We start from the raw sequence: 23,474 nt of genomic DNA, 5'->3' as shown, positions 1-23,474 counted from the left end.
CCGCAATTATGCGGGTCTTTTACTCTTTACTAAAAAAATTTAAACTGTTAGTAAAACAGCTTAAACACTAACAAAAAGAACTAAAAAAAACTAATTTTTACAATTGAAATATCTTCTCTAAAGCAATCCACTTTTCTCCTTTTTTTGCCCAAGGCAACTCTTGCTGGTACTTCCACATTAAGTTTTCCCACTCTTGTACTTTAGGATTATTAGCATCCATTTCTGCCTTTTTTTTGGCATTAAAAGTAGCATCTACCTCCATAATCATAAACATTCTATTACCTGTAAGGTATATTTGCATATCTACAATACCTGCATCTTTTATACTCTTAGTAATCTCTGGCCAAGCTTTGCCCTTTGCGTGGTACGCCTTATATTCTTCAATAAGCTTAGAATCGTTTTTTAGGTCGCAAGAGTAACAATATCTTTTGGTTTGCATTTTATATTTTTTTTGAGGATTTATAGGTTACATAGCCATAAGCAGTAACCACTGATAAACATATAAGTGGTAGTATAAATGAAAAGTTAATCTCTGGAATAAATCCTAATATTTTTACATCTGAAAAACCAGGACCGCCCCAGTCTAAAATTCCACCTTGTAAAACCGGCATTAAAGCACCGCCAACAATGGCCATTACCAAGCCAGCAGATCCTATTTTAGCCTCGTCTCCCATATCTTTAAGTGCTATGCCATAAATGGTAGGAAACATAATAGACATAAATAAAGATATACCCACTAAAGAGTATAAGCCTAATTGCCCTTGTAATAAAATTGCTCCTGCAGAAAATAGTACTCCGCCTAAACCAAATAATAACAGTACACGAGATGGGTTTAAGGTTTTCATTAAAGCTGTACCAATCCACCTGCCTGTTAAAAAAATAACCATAGCTGCTACATTATACCAAGTAGCCGTTAAGGCTTCATTTGCTGGCAAACCTTCATTTATATTATCTACGTATTGAAAAATATAGGTCCAACACATAATTTGTGCTCCCACATAAAATGCTTGAGCTATTACACCAAAAATGTAATTTTTATTTGAGAACAGTTTTTTAAAAGAATCTGAGATAGACATTTTATCACCATCTACAGATTTAGGAATTTTAATGAATAAAATAATTGCCATAATACATAAAACTACTACTCCAAGTATAATATATGGCACGCTAATTACACTTAAGTCATTTTCTCTAATTACCGCCTTTGCAGATGAGGATAACCCGTCATAAATTAATTCCCCTGCTTCATTTTTATCATCAGAACGTAGTGCAGAAATAACAAACTGTTGAGCAACTATCATTCCTATTAAAGAACCAATAGGATTAAATGCTTGTGCTAAGTTTAAACGTTGCGTTGCTGTTTCTTTTGCTCCTAATGATAAAATTAGTGGGTTAGATGTAGTCTCTAAAAAAGCTAAACCACATGTTATAACCCATAGTGATATTAAAAAGTAATTAAACTCCTGAAAAGCTGCTGCCGGATAAAATAAAAAAGCACCTATAGCATACAAGCATAACCCTAATACAATACCAGATTTATAACTGTATTTTCTTATAAATAAAGCTGCAGGTAATGCCATAAAAAAATAACCAAAGTAAAAAGCAAACTGCACTAACGATGCCTGCATATTAGACAATTCTGGCATTACTTTTTTAAATGCTGAAACCATAGGGTTGGTTAAGTCATTTGCAATTCCCCATAAAGCAAATAAAGAGGTTATCATTATAAAAGGAAATAACAATTCCTTTTTTACTATAGGTTTATTGTTGGTTGAGTTCATAATACAGGTTAATTACTTTAGTATAAAATTAAAAATGACAGCTGTTAAAAAGGGCTACTTCTGGCTTAAATAGCAGAACAAATGATTTTATGTGCTATTCTGTTAACAAAGACCTATCTAAATGAACATAACCACCATCTACAGTAATAAACTGTCCTGTTGTGTGTGATGATTTTGAAGATATTGTAAACAAACATTGGTCTGCTATTTCAGCAGGCATTGTCATCCTATTTTCTAATGGTATCTTTTTTACAATAGATTGAAGCTTGTCTTCTCCGTTTTCTAAGGTTTTAATCCAAGCCTCATAAGCAGGTGTCCAACTTTCTGCAATAACAATGGCATTAGAGCGTATGCCGTACTTAATTAAATCTACTGCCCACTCACGTGTTAAGCCAAACACACCTCCTTTAGATGCAGCATAACCAGATGTGCCTCCTTGGCCTGTAAGTGCTACTTTAGACCCTATATTTAAAATATTACCCTTGGCTTTTTTTAGCATTGGCAAACAGTATTTTGCCATTGCAAAATAACTTACCATATTAAGCTTAAGAGAATACATAAAATCTTCTATAGGAGCATTTAAACCTGCACCATCATTAACACCAACATTATTTATTAAGGCATCAATTTTACCGTATTTTTTTTCTATTATTTTAGCTGCTGCTTCAATTTGTATGTGGTCTGATAAATCTGTTTTTACAAACAAAGCATCTATACCCTTTTCTTTAAGTTCTTTTTCATATCCAAAACCTCTATCATTTCTACAAACTATAACTGGTATTGCGCCCTCTGCCGCTAAATGCTGCACTATTGTTTCTCCTATACTACCTTTTATACCTGCAGCGCCTGTTACTACAACTACTTTATCTTTTAATCCTAAATCCATTTTATATCTTTTATAAATTATAAAATTTTACAGCATTTAACCCAAGTATCTTTTCTTGATCTTCTGCACTCAATTGGGAAATAAAATCTGTAACTAACTCTTTTACTCTTTTATAGTTACCTGCTACTAAACACACAGGCCAATCTGACCCAAATAATAACCTATCTGCTCCAAATGCTTTTAAAACCAACTGCATATAAGGCTTTATAGTTTCTGATGTCCACGTTTTATAATCTGCTTCTGTTACCATACCAGATAGTTTGCAGTACACGTTTTGTTGGGCGCCAATTGCCAACATTAAGTTTGCCCAACCATCATAAAAACCATCTTTTATATATGGTTTAGCAATATGGTCTATAACAAAGTTTATTTTAGGGAACTTTTTCACAAACTCTAACACTGCTCCCAATTGATGGGGAAACACTAAAATATCATACGTAAAATTGTATTGTTCTAATTGAGCAATTCCGTTTAAAAAATTGGATCTTAATAAAAAATTATGGTCTGGCTCTCCTTGTACTACGTGCCTAAACCCTTTTATTATTTTTATTTTACTGTAATGTTCTAAAACCTCATTTATGTTATCTGCTCTAAAATCTACCCAACCAACAATACCTTTTATAAAGTTATTTTTAGATGCTAAGTCTATTAAAAAGTCATTTTCTAGTGTAGTTTGGTCTGCCTGTACAGCTACACAACCATCTATATTATTTTCTAAATAAACTTTCTTTAGTTTGGCTGGCATAAAATCTTTTCTAATTACAGCCATAGTATCATCTATCCAACTATGTTTTGTTGGTTCATACTTCCAAAAGTGTTGATGAGCATCTATTATCATATTAGTTTTCCATTTTTCTTAAACATTCTTCTACTCCATATTCATCAATAGCCGTAATGCTTTTAGCAATAAAATCTACCAGTCCTTTATACTTTGTTAAATCTTCTCCTAATATGGTTTTATTAGCTAAGGTGTGTGCAACCAAATCTGTTACAGATTGTGATTTATTCTCTACCATTTTCCATTGGTTTTCAAAAAATTTTAAAACCAACTTATCATCAGTAACAGCAATAACTTCTCCATTAAAACTACCTTTATAAAAACGAATTAAGCTAGCTAATGAAAAGGCAATACGTTTAGGAAAAGAACCGTGTAACTGGTTATAATCTTTAAATGCTGGCAATAATCTAGATTGAAATTTTGAGGTACTATTTAATGATATTGCAATTAAAAAATGTTGAAGTGTAGGGTTCTTAAACCTGTCTACCACAGCATCTATAAAAGCATCTATTTCATTTGAAGAAAACTTGGTTAACGTAGGTTTAATTTCTGTAGCTAAAATTTGAAAAATATGATTGCTAACCACTTCATTATCCATACTTTCCTTTACCGTTCTTAAACCGGCTAAATAACCAACCGGAACTAAAGAAGTATGTGCACCATTTAAAATACGTACTTTCATTTCTCGGTAATCGTGTAAATTATCTACAAACTGTACGTTTAAATCTGTTTTAGAAAAAGGCAATTCTTTTTGCACCAATGCATTTGCCTTAATTACCCAGCTATGGTACTCTTCACCAGCAACTAAAAGTTTATCTTTAAAACCTGTTTTTTCCTCTAAAAATGGAGCTCTGTCTGTAGGATAACCAGATACTATGCGGTCTACCAGTGTGCTACAAAAATGGTTGCAATTTAAAATCCAGTCTATAAACTCTTGTTTTAATTGCCAATGTTTTGAATACTGTATAACTGTTTCTTTTAAAGCCTCACCATTATCTTCTATTAACTCACAAGGCAATAAAATACAGCCTTTATCCTTGTCTCCATTAAAATAACTATACCTGTGATACAGCCACAATGTTAGTTTAGCAGGAAATTCTTTAGGAGGACAATCTGTAATTTTATCATTTTCAGAAAACTGAATTCCGGCTTCTGTTGTATTAGAAACTATAAATCGTAATTCTGCCAACTCTGCCAATGCCAAATACTTATCCCATTCTGTATAAGGCTGAATAATGGTACTTATAGATTCTACTAAAGTAACTTCTGATACTGTTTTCCCATTTTTAATACCATCTAAGGCTACAGTAAACAAACCGTTTTGCTCTCTAAGAGCAGTATAATCTCCTGTTTCTGTTGGTTTAACTACAGCTACACTACCATTAAACGCTGTTGTTTTGTTTAATACATCAAACATCCAATCACAAAAGGCACGCAAAAAGTTACCTCCGCCAAATTGCATAACACGTATGGGATGTATAACTGGTTTTTGAGCTGTATGCCTATCCAATAATTGTATTGTTTTTTCTTTTGTTGCCATTTTTACAATGCGTTGTTTACTACGTAAATAGTATTTATAAAGAAACTCCTCTCTTCCACGGAATAAAGTCGTTATTGCCATGTATTACTGCTTTTGATGCTAGTTCTCCACTAGCAACTTTTATAATATGTTCTAATATTTTTTCACCCATAGTTTCTATGGTATCCTCGCCACTAATTACAGTACCTGCATTTATATCTATAATATCTTGCATACGTTGGTATAAGTTGGTATTACTAGACATTTTTAAAACAGGTGCAACTGGGTTTCCGGTGGGTGTTCCTAAGCCAGTTGTAAATACTACTACATTACAACCAGAACCAACCAAGCCTGTAGTTGACTCTACATCATTACCTGGTGTGCACAATAAATTTAACCCTGGTTTTGTAACCTGCTCTGTATAATCTAACACGCTAACAACAGGAGATGTACCTCCTTTTTTGGCCGCTCCTGCAGATTTCATTGCGTCTGTTATTAAACCATCTTTAATATTTCCGGGAGACGGATTGTTTTCAAAACCAGAACCAACAGCAACTGCTGCTGCTGAGTACGCTCTCATTAAATTGTAAAATTTTTTAGAATCCTCTTCTGTTACACACCTATTAATTATTTCTTGCTCTACGCCGTTTAACTCTGGAAACTCTGCTAAAACAGGACTACCGCCTAAAGCCACTAATAAATCTGACGCATAACCTAAAGCTGGGTTTGCAGATATTCCTGAAAACCCATCAGAGCCACCACACTCTAACCCTAAAACAAGTTTATGTAATGGTGCTGGTTTACGGGTAATTTTATTAGCTTCTATTAAACCTAAAAATGTATGCTTAACAGCTTCTTCTATAAAGTTACGCTCACTTAAACTACGCTGTTGCTCTAAATAATATACTGGTTTGGTAGTGCTGGGGTCTATAGCCAAAATAGCTTCTTGCATCATAGAAATTTGTGCATTTTGACACCCTAAACTTAAAATTGTAGCACCAGCAACATTTGGGTTGCATATATAACCTGCTAATAATTTACATAAGGTTTCAGAGTCTTGACGTATACCGCCACAACCACCATCATGCTTTAAAAATTTAATTCCGTCTACATTAGGAAACACCCTATTTTTAGCCATTTCCTCGTGACTGGTAATAATTGGAGTATTTAAAATATCATCTTTATGGGCTCCTGCTTTATACTGCTTAATTAAAGCATCTGTATCTACAGCAAAATCTTTTTTTGTTTGGTAGCCTAGTTTCTCTGCAAGTGCAGCTTCTATAACATCAATATTTCTGTTCTCACAAAAAGTTAGTGGTATTACCAACCAGTAATTGGCAGTACCTACTTTACCATCTTTTCTATGATATCCATTAAATGTTTTGTCTTTAAACTTAGATATGTTTGGCGTACTCCAAACAAACTCCTTTTTTTGATTGGTAAAGTCTGATGATGCGTGTTTTATATTTTCTGTTGTAATTGCACTACCTGCTTTAATTGTTGTGGTTGCTTTACCTATTAAAACCCCATACATGAAAATTTTATCTGCAGGGTTAAAGTCGTGTAAAGCAAACTTATGTTTTTGCTTTATGTCTTGTTGTAAAACTATTTGTTTGCCTGCAATAGTTACTACTGTACCTTTACTTAATGCTGTAATGGCAACTATAATATTATCTTTAGCATCTATTTGTATGTAGTTTTTAGACATTACTATTTTTTAAAAATTTACAGTTGCTTTTATTACTCCTGTTTCTGGTTTAAGCCAACTATCAAAATTTGAAATCATCTCTGTAAAAGGTACAGAGTGTGTAATAAATGAATCTGTAGGAAACTCATTTAACACATTAATTACGTGCTCAAAATCTTCAGTTGTTGCGTTTCTGCTACACATTAAAGTCATTTCCTTTGCATGTATAGCTGGGTGTGTATAGGTTAACTCTCCTTTAGACAGGCCTACTAGTATAAATCTTCCGCCGTGAGACATATAAGACGGACAAGTTTCTAGTGCTCCTTTATGTCCAGATGCATCAAAAACAGCTGTACATAAATCGCCATTTGTAATCTCTGTAATTTTAGCTACAGGATTATCTGCAACGTTTACGGTATAGTCTACTCCTATTTTATCTTTAGCATATTGTAGTCTTTGCTCGTTTAAATCTAGTGCTATTACTTTAGCACCTGCAATTTGTGCTAATTTCATAATTCCTATGCCAATAGGACCGCAACCAACAACAGCTATAGTTTCTCCTTTTACAATATTTGCTCTTCTGATAGCGTGGGCTCCTATTGCCAAAGGTTCTACAATTGCCATTTGGTCATCAGATAAATTATTAGCTGGTATTAATATAGAAGCTGGCACAGTAATTTGTTCTTGCATACCACCATCTGTATGCACACCTAAAACTTTTATATTAGTACAACAATTTGTTTTTCCGTTTCTACAAGCTATACAAGTTCCACAGCTTATATAAGGCATAACAACTACTTTATCTCCTGCTTTTATTCCTTTATCATTTGCGCCAATTTCTAAAACTTCTGATGCCAACTCATGGCCTAAAATTCTAGGATAGGTAAAAAAAGCTTGGTTGCCACCATAAGCGTGCAAATCTGTACCACAAATACCTACTTTATTAATTTTTAGTAGGGCTTCATCTTCTTTTCTAACTGGTGCATCTTTCTCTTTTAAAAGAAATTCTCCTGGTTTTTCACAAACTATATACTTCATTATTAATGGCGTTATTGTTAGTTATTTTTAACAGTTAATTGTGTTATTAGCTCTTTGGTAAAGTTCGTTTATATCAGTTTTGTTAATTACAGTATATGTTTTAAAATCTAGAACATATGTTATTTAGCAAGCCATTAAAACTTTCACCTACAAACACCAATTAACTAATAACCAGCACCTTAATACAATTACTTTGTTTTTACACCTAACAAATACAAAAAACCATATGACCTATTGTATGTTCTATTTTGATATATTTGTTAGTATGACCTATAACCTTACTAATCTTTATACTTACCAAAGAATAATGCTACTAACAGTTAGCATATTTCTATTATTTATTACTACAACATATGCTCAAAACTCTTTAAAGTTTGAGCACTTAACTACAGAAAATGGTTTATCGCAAAGTGATGTTAATGTAATTTTTCAGGACAATGATAGGTTTATGTGGTTAGGAACCCATGATGGGTTAAATAGATATGATGGCTACAACTTTACCATTTTTAAACCTGATGCAAAAAACGAAAAAAGCATTAGCAGCAATTTAATTTGGAAAATTATTGATGATGATAAAGGCAACTTATGGGTTGGCACTACAGGTGGCGGATTAAATTATTTTAATAGAGAAACCGAAGAATTTAAAACCTACAAACACAACCCTAAAGACAATAGTAGTTTAAAAAGTAATTATATAACTGTACTTTTTAGAGATAGTAGTAATAGATTATGGGTTGGCACAGTAAAAGGCATTAGTATGGCAGACTTAAGTAAGCCTACAGATTCTTTAAAGTTTACCCACTACAATTTATACCAAAACAGCTCTGTACCAATAAAAAGTACTAATAATGTAAGTTCTTTTTTTGAAGACAGTAAACACCAAGTATGGATTGGTGGTACTAACGGCTTATCTAAACTATCTAGAGATAATGATGGTACTATTTATTTTCAATCTGTTAACCACTTAATTGACTTACCAAATTGTAATGTAAAAGTTATTAAAGAGGATAGTTTTGGTAATTTAATTTTGGGCACTAGTAATGGTTTGTATAGGTATATGCCAACTAAAGAAACCAATCAAATAGAGTTTTTATATGAGGGTTCTTACAATGCAATTTCTATAGACAATAACAAAATATGGGCTGGTACAGATAATGGTTTATTAGAATTTTCTAGTACAGAAAATGCTACTCCTAAGTTAATTAATATTTATAAGTACGATCCCAAAAACCCTAATAATAGTCTTACTAAAAATGCTATTAAATCTTTATACATAGACCAAACTGGTATAATTTGGGCTGGAGCAAATGGTGGCGGTGTAAATAAATTTGACCCAAACAGAAAGCAATTTTCTCATATAAAAAAGAGCTTAGACCCTAATAGTTTAAGTAATGATAAAGTACGTGCTATTTTTGAAGATAGCCAACAAAACATATGGGTTGGCACAGAAGGTGGCGGACTAAATTTTATCAAAAAAAATAACATTACTAAAGATTTTAATCAATTTAAACACTTTAATAACATCAACAAAATATTTGCTATTGAAGAAGTTTTTTTAAAAAACAAAAGAAAAATATTTATTGGAGGAGAGTTTTCTCCTGGGCTTTTTGAAATTGATGTTACAGACAACAAAAAAATATCAGAAAACGATTTAAAATTAATTCCAGATGTATCTGGCAGTGTTTTTTCTATTTTACAAGACAAAGAAAAAAATATTTGGATAGGCACCTATAACGGAGGTATACATAGGTGGTTAATTAACAAAGACAGCACCAGTTTTACTAAAGATATTTTAAGACAAAATAACAACCAGCAGTTTGGCCTACCCAACAACATTATTAGAGATATTTTTGAAGACTCTAAAGGAAATAAATGGTTTGCTACAGGTAATGGTTTAAGCAGGCTTACACCAGACCAACAAAGATCTAAAATACCAAAGTTTGAAACTTTTAAAAACAATCCTGAAGATGACACCACACTTAGTCACAATTACATATTAACTGTTTTTGAGAGTAAATCTGGAACCATTTGGGTTGGTACTTTTGGTGGCGGTTTAAACAAACTTATTGTAAATAAAGACAAAACAATACGTTTTAAACGTTACACAGAAAAAGATGGTTTACCTAACAATGTTATTAAAGGTATTTTAGATGATAACCAAGGTAATTTATGGATGTCTACCAACAACGGATTATCTAAATTTAACCCTACCTCTGAAACTTTTCAGAATTATGATGTTAATGATGGGCTACAAAGTAACGAGTTTAGTGAACTTACAGCTTTAAAAACCAAGGAAGGAAAATTATTTTTTGGTGGTGTAAACGGGTTTACTGCTTTTTTTCCTGAAGAAATAATTAGCAACAAAATTAAGCCAGAAACGGTACTTACTAACTTTTCTATTTTTAATAAACCTGTTGCCATTGGTGAACAAATAAACGGAAGAGTTATTTTAAACAAGTCTATAAATTTTATAAATAAAATTAAGCTAAAATATAGCGAAAACAGTTTTTCTTTTGAGTTTGCTGCTTTACACTATGCTGCATCCAGAAAAAATAAATATGCTTATAAATTAGAAGGTTTTGATAAAGATTGGATTTACACAACATCAAAAAACAGATTTGCAACCTATACCAACTTAGAACCTGGCTCTTATGTACTTAAAATTAAAGCCTCTAATAACGATAACATTTGGGATGAAACACCTATTGAATTAAAAATAGATGTTACGCCACCTTGGTGGAGAACAAACATTGCCAAAGCTTTATATGTGTTACTTGCAATTGCTCTACTACTTGCTTTTAGAAGGTTTACTATAATTAGATCTGCAGAAAAACACCAGTTAGAGTTAGAACATTTAGAAAAAGAAAAACACGAAGAAATACACCGATTAAAGTTAGAGTTTTTTACCAACATCTCTCATGAGTTTAGAACTCCATTAACACTTATAAAAGGACCCTTAGATTTTTTACTGAAAAAGGCAGATACCATTAGCCCAAAAGAAGCAAAAGACCAATATGTATTAATGCGTAAAAACACAGATTACTTATTGCGTTTGGTAAATCAATTATTAGATTTTAGAAAAATGGATCACGGAAAAATGAGCCTTAATCTAAGTAAAAATAATATTGTAGAATTTTTAAAAGATGTTGGTGAACCATTTCAGTTTTTAAGTAGAAAAAAGAATATTAATTTTGAAATTAATGTTTCTAAAGAATCTATTTTAAGTTGGTTTGATCCTGATGCGGTAGAAAAAATTATAAATAACTTATTGTCTAATGCATTTAAATTTACTCCAGAAAATGGGCAAATTAAGTTAGATATTTTTAATGGTGAAGATTTTAAAAAACCAGATGATATTGAACTTAATATAAACCAAGATAAATATATTGTTATACAAGTAAAAGATTCTGGACCTGGAATTCCTGCACACAGATTGCAACATATTTTTGAACGTTTTTACACAGAAATTGGATTAACAACTCATGTAAACACTAAAGGTACAGGCATAGGCTTATCTTTTACAAAAAACTTGGTAGAACTACACCAAGGTATTATTAAAGTGAAAAGCGATTCTGAAAACGGATCTACTTTTTATGTTTGGTTACCAAAAGATAAAGAAACCTATGAAGAAAAGAAAGAGCTTAACTTTCATGAGGTTTTTGAAGATAATACATTTATTAGCAAGGTAGATGCAGAGTCGCACGCCATAAGTTTTATGGATGATATTATAGACCAGAATATGACACGGTCAAGATCTAAATTACCAATGCTTTTAATTATTGATGACAACCCAGATATAAGATCATTTATTAAAAAAGGACTAGGTGAAAGCTACTATATTTATGAAGCTGAAAACGGACAAAAAGGATTAGAACTTGCCAAAAAATTTATTCCTAATATTGTGATAACAGATTTAGTTATGCCTGTTATGGATGGTATAGAATTTTGTAACCAAATAAAATCTACACAAGAAACCAGTCATATTCCTGTTGTAATGTTAACCGCAAAAACGTCTCAAGAAAAAGAAATTGAAGGCCTAAAAACTGGCGCAGATGCTTACATTAGAAAACCTTTTGACTTAGAATTATTAGAGATTAAACTCTCTAATATTTTAAATGACAGAGAAAAATTAAGGAAAAAATTTAATAGAGAAATTACACTACAGCCTAATGAAGTTACAGTTACGTCTTCTGATGAAACTTTTTTACAAAACGCCATAGAAATTGTAGAAAAGCATATGATGAACTCAGAGTTTAGTGTAGAAATGTTAGTTAAAGAAATGAATATGAGTAGAAGTAACTTGTATTTAAAAATTAAAGAACTAACAGGACTCTCCTCTAGTGAATTTATAAGAAACATTAGATTAAAAAGAGCTGTACAGCTTTTTGAAAAGAGCGATTTATCTGTAAAAGAAATTATGTATATGACTGGTTTTAATACAGCATCATATTTTTCTAAATGTTTTAAAAAACAGTTTGGTGTTGTACCTAGCAAATACATTAGAATTAATAGTGAAGACACCACAGATAAGGAATAGCTTTTAATAAAAAACATATGTTTTATTATTAAAACCATCTGTATACTACTTTTAAAGCTGCAAATCTCAACTTTGTTACATAGGAGTTAATTTTATTATTGTGCGTACAACTTTAGTGCGCACAATAATTTTATGGTAAAATATGTAGTTATGAAGATTTATACAGCTATTTTAATACTAGTACTTACACTTAGTGCTTGTGGTAAAAAAAGCAATCCAAAGTCAAAAAAACAACAACCTAATATTGTTTTTATTTTTACAGATGACCAAACCTATACTGCCATTAATGCTTTAGGAAATTCTGAAATTAAGACTCCAAATATGGATGCTCTTGTACAGCAAGGAACCACATTTACCAACGCGTACAATATGGGGTCATGGAGCGGTGCAGTTTGCGCTGCATCTAGGGCAATGCTTATTTCTGGCAGAACCGTATGGAGAGCTAATAATTTTAGACAAAACTGGAAAAAACAAGATTCTATTGATAAAACTTGGGCTAAATTATTAGAAAACAGTGGTTATGATACGTATATGACTGGTAAATGGCACGTAGACGCTCCTGCTACAAAAGTATTTAAATATACTGCCAACATAAGACCTGGTATGCCAAGAGATGCTTGGGACCACGCAACAATGGTTGCAAAGTTCGATTCTCTTTACAAAACTAAAAATCCAGATTCTAAAACAATTATGCCTAATGGCTATAACAGACCAAAAACTACTACAGATACTACTTGGTTACCAACAGATATTACTAAAGGTGGTTACTGGAAAGGCGGAAAACACTGGAGTGAAGTTTTAAAAGACGATGCCATAACCTTTATAAATACAGCAAAACAAAAAGAAAAACCTTTTTTTATGTACTTGGCTTTTAATGCTCCACATGATCCTAGGCAGGCTCCAAAAGCTTACCAAGCTATGTACAATGTAAATAACATTACTATTCCAAAAAGCTTTTTACCAGAGTATCCATACAGGCACAATATTGCTAATGGTGATGATTTACGAGACGAAGCCTTAGCTCCTTTTCCTAGAACAGAGCTTGCCATAAAAACTCATATAAAAGAGTATTATGCTAGCATAACACACTTAGATGCTCAAATAGGAGATATACTAACAGCATTAAAAAACTCTGGAAAAATAAACAATACGTATATTATTTTTACCTCAGATCATGGCTTAGCTATGGGAAAACACGGTTTACTTGGTAAACAAAATTTATTTGACCACAGTATTAGACCTCCAATGATAATTGTTGGTCCAGATATCCCCAAAAACAAAAAGAATACTGCAGATGTATACTTACAAGATGCTATGGCAACCTCGTTAGAAATTGCAGGTATACAAAAACCTAATTACATTGAGTTTAATAGCTTTTTACAGCTGGCAAAACAAAATAATACAAAAAGCAATTACAAAAGTATTTACGGTGCGTATTTAGATGTACAAAGAATGATTAGAAAAGATGGCTACAAGCTTCTTGTATACCCTAAAATTAAAAAAGTACTACTGTTTAATCTACAAACAGATCCTGAAGAAATGAATAATATTGCTAACCTACCGGAAGAGCAAAACAGGGTGTTACAGTTATTTAATGAACTACAAAAGCTTCAAAAAACAATGAATGACCCGTTAGATATTTCTACGTCTAAACCTCAACTTAAATCAAACTAAAAAATAAACCATATGCAAACATATAAATTAACTGCTTTACTACTTTTTCTGATGTTTTTTTCTTCTTGCCAAGAAAAGGAAATAGAAGTTTTAGCAGACCAAGATTTTAATAAAAACTGGTTATTTATAAAAGATAGTATTCCTAATGCAGAAGCCATAACTATTGATGATAGCAATTGGAGAAAAGTAAACGTACCACATGATTGGGCTATAGAAGGTCCGTTTAGTGATAAAAATAATGCACGTAACGGTGGTTTACCTATAGACGGTATTGCTTGGTACAGAAAACATTTTACTGTAGACGCTAAAAACAAAAACAAACAAATTTCTATAGAGTTTGATGGTGTTATGGATAACTCCAAAGTTTATATTAACGGCAATTTTGTAGGAGAACGCCATTACGGTTACAGTGGGTTTGAGTATGATTTAACTCCGTTTATAAAATTTGGAGAAAACAATGTTATTGCCGTACAATTGGCTCCAGAAATTTTATCTGAAAGATGGTATCCTGGCGCTGGTATTTACCGCAAAGTTCGTTTAAAGTTAAACGAACCAATACATATTCCGCAATGGGGAACATACATTACTACACCTAAAGTAGCTAGTAATAAAGCCGTTGTTAGCGTAGAAACTAAACTAAAAAATACCCTAAATACAACTGAAAACATTGTACTAGAAACTACCATTTTAGACATAAACAATACAACTGTTGCTGTTTCAAGCAACAAAATAGAACTAGCTAAAGCATCTGAACAAAAAGAGGTGCAAAAAATTACAGTTCCTAACCCTATTTTATGGGATATTGGCAAACCAAACTTATACACAGCTGTTAGTCGTGTTATAAAAGATAACAAGACAATAGATGAGTACACTACAGAATTTGGTATTAGAACTATTGAGTTTAAAAAAGAAGGCTTTTACTTAAACGGAAAAGCAGTAGAACTTAATGGTGTTTGTATGCACCATGATCTTGGCCCTTTGGGTGCTGCTGTAAATTATAGAGCTACGGAACGCCAAATGCAAATAATGCAACAAATGGGTGCAAATGCTCTACGTACTAGTCACAACCCACCTTCTACAGAAATGCTGCAGGTTTGTGATAGACTTGGCATTGTGGTTATTGATGAAGCTTTTGATGAATGGAAAGAGGCTAAAGTACCTAATGGTTACCATAAATATTTTGACAAATGGGCAGAGAAAGATTTGCGAGATATGATAAAAAGAGATCGCAACCACCCATCTGTAATTATGTGGAGTATTGGAAACGAAATTTTAGAACAAGGTAAAAAAGATGGCTGGAAAATAGCTAAAATGTTAAATGACATTTGTCATAATGAAGACAATACCAGACCTACAACTGCTGGTTTTAACTATTACCCTGCTTCATTTAAAAACAAATTAGCCTACCAAATAGATGTTGTTGGTGTAAACTACAAACCTGCTTATTATGCAGAAATTAGAGAACAAAACCCTGATATGATTTTTTATGGATCAGAAACATCTTCACAAACAAGTACTAGAGGTTACTATGAGTTTCCATTAAAAGAAAGAGTTAGCAAAGAAACTAATCAGGTTTCTAGTTATGATGTAAATATTGGTCCGTCATGGACATACCCTCCAGAAGTAGAATTTGAAGCACAAAAACAAAATCCACATTCGTTGGGAGAATTTATTTGGACTGGTTTTGATTATTTAGGAGAACCTACTCCTTATGGCGGAAGAGACAACTCTACTAACGGATATTGGAATGATGATTGGCCATCCCACGCATCATATTTTGCACCTGTAGATTTAGTAGGTTTTCCTAAAGACAGGTTTTATTTGTACCAAAGCCAATGGACCACAGAGCCAATGGTACACGTATTACCACATTGGAATTGGGAAGGTAAAGAAGGCCAAAACATACCTGTATACTCGTATACAAATTGTGATGAAGTAGAACTTTTTGTAAACGGTAAATCTTATGGCAAAAAAATAAAAGGAAAAGATACTACTACCATTTTTGCAGAATACAATGGTTTTAAAGGTGGCACTATTGACTCTAAATACAGACTTTCATGGAATGTACCTTACCAACCTGGAAGCTTAAAAGTTGTTGGGTATAAAAATGGAAAACCTGTAGCTACTAAAGAAATTAAAACAGCAGGCAAACCTTATAAAATAAAATTAATAGCAGACAGAACTACTATTAATGCTAGTGGAGAAGATTTATCATTTATTACAGTTAGGGTTGAAGACAAAGACGGTAACTTATGTCCTAAAGCAAATCATCTAATTAATTTTAAAGTATCTGGTAATGGTAATTTAGAAGCTGTTGGCAATGGCAACTCTGCCTCATTAGAGTCTTTTCAGGCAAATTATATTACATCGTTTTACGGTAAAAGTTTAGCCATTTTAAAAGCTACAGAAAATCCTGGTGAAATAACTCTAACAGCTACTGCAGATAACCTTACCTCTGCCACAATAACTATAAAAACTAAATAGGAATGAGTAGCCTTAAAAATTTAATACTTGCTTTTTGTTTTTTTTATTTTGCGCAACTAATAACTGCACAAAAACAACCCAATATTATTGTGGTATTAACAGATGACCAAGGTTGGGCAGATGTTGGTTTTAATGGTGCTACAGATATTCCTACACCAAATTTAGATAAAATAGCTTCTGAAGGTGTAATTTTTTCTAACGGATATGTTTCTCACCCTTATTGCAGTCCGTCTAGGGCTGGATTACTTACCGGAAGGTATCAGGCGCGTTTTGGGCACGACTGTAATATGCCTTATGAAGGAGAAAATGATGCCACAATTGGTACACCTTTATCAGAAAAACTAATATCTGAAGCATTAAAAGAACAAGGATACAGAACAAGTGCAATTGGCAAATGGCATATAGGAGATCATCCTAATCTGCACCCACCTGCACAAGGTTTTGACCATTGGTTTGGTTTTCCTGGCGGAAGTATGAACTATTGGGGAAAAGCAACAAGCAAAATTCAGACTATTTACCGCAACACAAAGCCAGTTGCAGAGGAAGAACTAACCTACTTAACTGATGATTTTACCAATGAAGCTATCAATTTTATCAACAAAAAAGATAAAAACCCATTTTTTATTTACTTGGCCTATAACGCACCACACGCACCAGACCACGCTACAAAAAAATATTTAGAGCAAACCAAACATATAGAGTATGCTGGCAGAAGTGTTTATGCTGCTATGGTAAATGCTGTAGATGCTAATATTGGTAAAATAGATTCTACTCTTGTTGCTAATGGTATTAAAGACAATACTATTTTAGTTTTTTTAAGTGATAATGGCGGAAGAATACAACACGCAGATAACAGACCTTACAGAGGACACAAAGGAATGTTATTTGAAGGCGGAATAAAAGTACCTTTTTTTATCTCATGGCCAAGCAAAATAAAGGAACATAGTAAGTATATAAAACCTATATCATCATTAGATTTATTTCCTACACTTTTAAATGCTGCTGGTGGTAATGCTGCTATAGAAAAACAATTAGATGGTGTAGATTTAATGCCTTATTTACTGAATAAAAATAAAGGTACACCGCACAAGACCCTATTTTGGAGATCTTCTGGTAATTTTGAATATGCTGTTAGAAAAGACAAGTACAAATTGTATAAAAGTGCCTATAAAAATAAAACCTTACTTTTTAATATTGAAGAAGATAACTTAGAACGATATGATATTGCTGCCCAACACCCAGAAATATGTATAGATTTAGAAAAGTCTTATACCAACTGGGATGCAAAAAACAAGACTCCTGGTTGGTTAGATCCGCACGCAGAAAATGTAGTTAAAGAGGATAAAAGATGGAGAAAAACACGAGAAAAATCATTAAAAAAGTAATATTTTAGCCACAAAACCAATTCAATGATACATTTACTTAAAAACAAAAAAAGATATATTTACGTTTCGCTGGCAATTGCAACTAGTATTTTTATAAGCAGCTGTAAAGAAACTAAAAAAGAGGCAGACAATTCTGCTAAAAATAAAACAACAATGGAAACCTCCAAACCAAATATTGTTGTTATTTATATGGACGATTTAGGTTACGGAGATATTAGTGCTAATGGTGCTACAGAAATAACTACTCCTAATATAGACAAACTTGCAAATGAAGGCGTTAGGTTTACCAATGGTTATGCAACATCTGCAACCTGTACGCCTAGTAGATATGGCTTACTAACTGGTGTGTACCCTTGGCGTAATAAAGATGCGGCAATTTTACCTGGTACTGCACCACTTATAATTAATACAGAGCAAACTACCATTCCTAAAATGCTTAAAAAACAAGGATACGCTACTGGTATTGTTGGTAAATGGCATTTAGGACTTGGACAAGGAAATGTGAATTGGAATGAACGTGTTTCTCCTGGTCCTAATGAAGTTGGTTTTGATTACTCTTACATTATGGCAGCAACACAAGATCGTGTACCAACAGTTTATATAAAAAACGGACACGTAGATGGTTTAGACCCAAAAGATCCTATAGAAGTAGATTATTCTAAAAATTATGACAACCAACCAACAGGCAAAAACAATCCGGAATTGTTAAGTATGAAATGGCATCATGGACATAATAATAGCATTGTAAATGGTATTCCTAGAATTGGTTTTATGAAAGGTGGTGAAGCTGCCAAATGGAGTGATGTAGATATGGCAGATCATTTTTTAAAAGAAGCTAAGTCATATGTTACAGAGCATAAAAATGAGCCTTTCTTTTTATACTACGCTCTACAACAGCCACACGTACCCCGTACACCACACCCACGCTTTGTAGGCAAATCTGGAATGGGCCCTAGAGGTGATGTAATTTTAGAAGCAGATTGGATTATTGGCGAGTTTATAAAAACATTAGAAGAAGAAAAACTATTAGAAAATACTTTAATTGTATTTACCAGTGATAATGGTCCTGTTTTAAATGATGGTTATTTTGATGATGCTGTAGAAAAATTAGGAAAACATACACCTACAGGTGGTTTAAGAGGTGGTAAATACAGTTTGTTTGATGCTGGTACGCGTGTACCATTTATAACTTATTGGAAAGGAAAAATAAAGCCTGCTGTATCTAATGCTTTGGTTTGCCAAGTAGATTTACTTAGTTCGCTTGCTAAACTTACAGGTAGTAATACAACTACTAATGATAGCGAGCAATTATTAGATGCATTTTTAGGAAAGTCTAACAACGGAAGAAAGCATTTAATTTTAGAAGCCAACAAAAAAACGGCATTAAGGAGTGGTGACTGGGCTTTAATTCCGCCCTATAAAGGTAAAGCTATAAATACACAAGTAAATATAGAATTGGGTATAGCTAATGAGTATCAACTTTATAACTTAAAAGAAGATAAACAGCAACAAAACAACTTGGCAGATACAAATGCTAAAAAACTATCTGAACTTGTTTCTATATATACACAATTAAGAGGTGAAACTACTGAAGAAACTGGAGAATTAGAACTTAAATAAATTTAGTTACCCTAAACAACTAAAAGGCCTTGAAAACTATTTTTCAAGGCTTTTTTTTATACTAATACATTACTTTTTAATGTTAACAATGTCTTTAAAATGTGCAATAAACCATATGTTCTATTTTTCAATACATATCTAATTACCTATTGAGCTAAGAATAAATAATTTTAATTTCTCATAAACCAAACACTTTACAATGAAAATAAAATTAGCACTCTTAAGCTTATTTATTACTGCAATTTCTTATGCACAAAGTAATAATTTACCAGAAGGATTTACAGCTGGTGACAGAACCAAAACAAACTTAAATTTTAACTGGAAATTTCATTTAGGAGATTTACCAAACGCACCAACTGCTATTGACTTTGATGACAACAATTGGGAAAACGTTTCTGTACCCCATGCACCACAATTGGTATCTTATGAGTTAGATAGCGTAAAAGAAACTTGGGTACAAGAAAAGTATTTGCGTGACATTAGTTGGTATCGAAAAAAACTTACTATTGATGCCAATGCTACAGGAAAAATATTTTTAGAGTTTGAAGCCATACACAATGCTACAGAGCTTTGGGTAAATGGTAAAAAAGTTGGCAACTATGCTGTAAATGGTTATGTTCCTTTTTATTTTGATATTACTGACTTTGTAAACTTGGGCAAAGAAAATACTATTGCTGTTAAGGCAGATAATAGTTTTAGTCAGGTAATAGCTCCTGACCCACACAGAACAGATTATGTAAAGTTTGGTGGCTTGTATAGAGATGTTTATTTGGTAACAACCAATAAGTTACACGTTAACTACAACTGGGAAGATTTTAATGCTGGCGTACATATTACCACACCAACAGTAAACAAGCATAACGGAACGGTTACCATAAAAACTACCGTAAAAAACGAAAACGATACAGCCAAAAACACCAAGATTATTACCAAGATTGTTAATAAAGATGGTGTGGTTGTAAAAAAAATTACTTCTACCAAAACAATAGCGCCTAATGCTGTATATACTTTTAGACAATCTGCAACTATAGAAGACAATTACCATTTATGGTCTCCAGATTCTCCCTATTTGTACAGAGCTAACTCTGTTATTTATGATGAAAATAATGCGGTAGATTTTGTAGAGAACAAATTTGGTTTTAGAAAATTTAGCCTAGAAAAAGGTAAAGGGTTTGTTTTAAATGGCGAGCCGTTATTTTTAGTTGGTGCTAACCGTCATCAAAACTACCCAAATGTAGGTGATGCCGTACCTAATTCTTTTCATTACAATGAAGCACTACAATATAAAAAAGCGGGGATGAACATTATTAGAACATCACATTATACACAAGATGATGCTTTTTTACAAGCTTGTGATGAGTTAGGTATTTTGGTTTATGAGGAACCTAGTACTTGGATTTTATGGGGTGATGATGCTTGGTTTTCTAATTTAGAAGCTGCTACAAGAACTATGATACGTAACCACAGAAACCACCCTTCTATTATTGTTTGGGGTGCAGGAATAAACCACAGAGGTCCAGTGCCAAGAATGCAAACTGTTGCTAAAGAAGAAGATCCGTTTAGGCTAACAGCATCTGCATCTAGTCCGTGGAACGGAGTAAAAAATGAAGGTGTTACAGATGTACACGCAACTATGGATTACCGTAGAACAGAATTTCCTGAGAGTGCTTTTACTATGGTTATGGAGCACGGTAGTACGCCAGATTCCGAGGTAAATCAGTTTCATATTTCTAGGTACAAAGGCAATAAAAACAATTTTGCAGCCATAACTTGGTTGGGGGCAGATTACAATCATTTACAACCAGATGTAAATGACGAGCAATGGAAAAGAGATTTTATGACTACATACGGAGTATTATCTGCTTTTAGAGTACCAAAACCGGTGTACTACTGGTATCAATCTGAATTGGTAAAAAAACCAATGGTACATATTGCAGATGAAACGGCTTCTAAAAACGGAAAAATTAGAGTTTTTAGTAATTGCCAAGAGGTAGCGCTTTATCACAATGGTAAACTTATTGCAAGGCAAGTTCCAGATAATAGTCTAACCAAATTAAACCTAAACCACCCTTCATTTACATTTAAATTTAACTGGACAAATGGTACTTTAAAAGCTATAGGTTATACAAATGGAGAAAAAATAACCGAATTTACAAGGCATAAAGAAGAGAGTCCGTATAGTTTAAAACTAGATTTAAATATTACAAACCAACCTTTTTATGCTGGCGGATCTGATATAAGACTGGTACACGCATCTATTTTAGATAAAAATGGCGAGGTAGTTACTAACACAAAGCAACGCGTAGAGTTTTTTGTATCTGGTGCAGGAGAATTAATAGACAATGGTAAAATAGATGCTAACCCTGCACGCTCTTTTAACGGTGTTGCATCAATTTACATAAAAGGAAAAAATACTCCAGGTAAAATTACAATTACAGCTAAAGCTAAAGGCTTAAAATCTGCTAAAACAAGTATTACAACATCAGCCTATAATACAAATGAAATTGTAAATAATGCTACTCCTATTTACGATTTTCCTGTAACCAGTGTAGACATTGGAGGCAACAAACAATTGGTACAATTTGATTGGGAAGAATGGACCGGTAACAGCAATGCCAACTTAACTTACAACTTAAAGGATTTTAATGCTACTATAGCGGTTAGTGCTACAGACAACATTAAATGGTTAGGAGATACCGCAATGTTAGGAGATTTAAGCTTTGTAGGTACAGATGGTTTATATTCTGAAAAAGGAAATTTAAGTCTTAGCATAAATAATTTAAAAGCAGGTAATTATGAAATAGAAACATTTCACCATACCAGAAGAGGCAACGTTAAAATGACCAACGAAATTGAAGTACAAGTTGTAGATGTTAATGGTGCTTTTTCAAGAAAATCTGATGATCATATAGTAGATTATTACCAGAATGATAATACAGGAGAACGTAAACCTTTATCTATAACATCTAAGTTTTCTGCAGACGGTAAAAGTACAATAACCATCAACTTTAAAAATTTAAACAATGTAGGTGATATGTGGCTAAACGGCTTTGTATTAAAACAAGTAAAATAATGCATTTTACCAACACCTAATTAACCAACCAATAAACCAAAAAACAATGAAAATAACACTAAAAAAACACCTGTTTTGGCTGTTTTTACTATGTTTTACTAGCATAACAGCACAAGAGCAAAATGAAAAAGTAATTTTTATTAAAGAACCAAATACTACTTTGCAAGCTAATACAACATATGAGTTTACTATTGGTTATGTTGCTTTAACTGATAGTGATTTAAGTGTTGAACTTAGTGGTGGACCCTCTAAATTTTATGCTGGCAGCAAGGTGAAAGTAAAAAAAGGTCAGGGTATAAAAAAGTTAACTATTACCACTAATAAAAAACCAACTAACGGCAAAGGCTATAAACTTGTTTTAAGTTTAAGAGATGTAAATGGCAATTGGAAAACTACACGTACAGGGCAGGTTATTAGTAACATAGAAATGGTTAAACAAGCTGTTTCATTTTCTAACAATGTAACGTTTTCTCCACTTTTGGCTACTAATATTGCTAGTAATCCAAAATACAATGTGCCTGTAAGTTACATTACAAAAGAACCAATATTTATACAAGCTGCAATTTGGGAGGGTGGTAAATGGTTAGCATCATCAGACCGTATAAAGGTATCTACTGGTAAAGGAGATAAACAGTTAACTATAAATTACAATACACCTTTAGAGGGAAAAAATTACAAGTACTCTGTTTCTTTTGGTAGTCAAGAAGATTTTAGTAATAAAACGTATGTAAGTAAAGAAATATCTGGTCTAAAAATTACCAAGCCTCAAAAACAACTTACCATAGTAGAGATTAATGATAAAAGCATTCAGGTATCTTTAAACAAAACAGCTAAAGTTTTAACCTTACCAAGTGCAACTGCATTTAAATACATAAAAATAATAACATTAAAAGGAGAAACGGTTTTAGAGGTAAAAGATAGCAAGTCTGTAGCTCTTAACAACTTGCCTAAAGGTGGATATTTTGCTATTACAAGCGACAATAATTATTACAAATTTGCAAAATTTTAAACA

The 23,474-nt window shown here is 32.7% G+C and carries 14 protein-coding genes; 7 read left to right on the top strand and 7 right to left on the bottom strand.

Annotated elements, in window-relative coordinates; genetic code table 11:
* Positions 1–97: 97 nt before the first annotated feature.
* From KLA_RS08845 to KLA_RS08815, 7 genes are all read right to left on the bottom strand, one after another.
* Positions 98–439 carry an L-rhamnose mutarotase gene (locus tag KLA_RS08845; protein WP_013619998.1) on the bottom strand — a complete coding sequence of 114 codons (342 nt, stop codon included), beginning with the start codon at positions 437–439 and terminating at the stop codon, positions 98–100.
* A 1-nt stretch (position 440) separates the two neighbouring features.
* Positions 441–1,781: an L-fucose:H+ symporter permease gene (gene fucP / locus KLA_RS08840; RefSeq protein WP_013619999.1), complete on the bottom strand. Its 1,341-nt coding sequence runs from the start codon at positions 1,779–1,781 to the stop codon at positions 441–443.
* 94 nt (positions 1,782–1,875) lie between these two features.
* On the bottom strand, positions 1,876–2,667 hold the full coding sequence (locus KLA_RS08835; RefSeq protein ID WP_013620000.1) for an SDR family oxidoreductase: 792 nt from the start codon (positions 2,665–2,667) through the stop codon (positions 1,876–1,878).
* A gap of 10 nt (positions 2,668–2,677) precedes the next feature.
* The gene (locus KLA_RS08830) at positions 2,678–3,505 is read right to left on the bottom strand and encodes an amidohydrolase family protein (protein WP_034645160.1); all 828 of its coding nucleotides are present in this window, start codon (positions 3,503–3,505) and stop codon (positions 2,678–2,680) included.
* A gap of 1 nt (position 3,506) precedes the next feature.
* Positions 3,507–4,985 carry a tagaturonate reductase gene (locus KLA_RS08825; RefSeq protein WP_235183529.1) on the bottom strand — a complete coding sequence of 493 codons (1,479 nt, stop codon included), beginning with the start codon at positions 4,983–4,985 and terminating at the stop codon, positions 3,507–3,509.
* 34 nt (positions 4,986–5,019) lie between these two features.
* A complete protein-coding gene (locus tag KLA_RS08820) occupies positions 5,020–6,672 on the bottom strand; it encodes a UxaA family hydrolase (RefSeq protein WP_034645158.1) in 1,653 nt (550 codons plus the stop codon).
* A 9-nt stretch (positions 6,673–6,681) separates the two neighbouring features.
* Entirely contained in the window at positions 6,682–7,689 is a 1,008-nt protein-coding gene (locus KLA_RS08815) for a zinc-binding alcohol dehydrogenase family protein (protein ID WP_013620004.1), read from the bottom strand.
* Positions 7,690–7,927: 238 nt separating this feature from the next.
* Between KLA_RS08815 and KLA_RS08810 the strand changes: the two genes are divergently transcribed.
* The 7 genes from KLA_RS08810 (at position 7,928) to KLA_RS08780 (ending at position 23,471) form a co-directional block, all read left to right on the top strand.
* Positions 7,928–12,226 carry a two-component regulator propeller domain-containing protein gene (locus KLA_RS08810; RefSeq protein WP_235183528.1) on the top strand — a complete coding sequence of 1,433 codons (4,299 nt, stop codon included), beginning with the start codon at positions 7,928–7,930 and terminating at the stop codon, positions 12,224–12,226.
* A 150-nt stretch (positions 12,227–12,376) separates the two neighbouring features.
* Positions 12,377–13,900 (top strand): sulfatase-like hydrolase/transferase, encoded by a 1,524-nt coding sequence (locus tag KLA_RS08805; protein ID WP_034645197.1) that lies wholly within the window; start codon positions 12,377–12,379, stop codon positions 13,898–13,900.
* Positions 13,901–13,912: 12 nt separating this feature from the next.
* Entirely contained in the window at positions 13,913–16,384 is a 2,472-nt protein-coding gene (gene galB / locus KLA_RS08800) for a beta-galactosidase GalB (protein ID WP_013620007.1), read from the top strand.
* A gap of 2 nt (positions 16,385–16,386) precedes the next feature.
* Complete coding sequence (locus tag KLA_RS08795) at positions 16,387–17,769, top strand: sulfatase-like hydrolase/transferase (RefSeq protein WP_034645151.1); 1,383 nt, start codon at positions 16,387–16,389, stop codon at positions 17,767–17,769.
* Between the two features lie 24 nt (positions 17,770–17,793).
* Entirely contained in the window at positions 17,794–19,389 is a 1,596-nt protein-coding gene (locus tag KLA_RS08790; RefSeq protein WP_034645149.1) for a sulfatase family protein, read from the top strand.
* Positions 19,390–19,588: 199 nt separating this feature from the next.
* Positions 19,589–22,462: a glycoside hydrolase family 2 protein gene (locus KLA_RS08785; protein WP_034645147.1), complete on the top strand. Its 2,874-nt coding sequence runs from the start codon at positions 19,589–19,591 to the stop codon at positions 22,460–22,462.
* Between the two features lie 46 nt (positions 22,463–22,508).
* Positions 22,509–23,471, top strand: a complete 963-nt coding sequence (locus KLA_RS08780; protein WP_034645145.1) for a hypothetical protein — start codon at positions 22,509–22,511, stop codon at positions 23,469–23,471.
* Positions 23,472–23,474: the final 3 nt, after the last annotated feature.

The organism is Cellulophaga geojensis KL-A, from assembly GCF_000568425.1.
GTDB lineage: Bacteria > Bacteroidota > Bacteroidia > Flavobacteriales > Flavobacteriaceae > Cellulophaga > Cellulophaga lytica.
The sequence above is the reverse complement of the archived record's forward strand: the minus strand, read 5'-3'. Positions and strand labels throughout refer to the sequence as shown.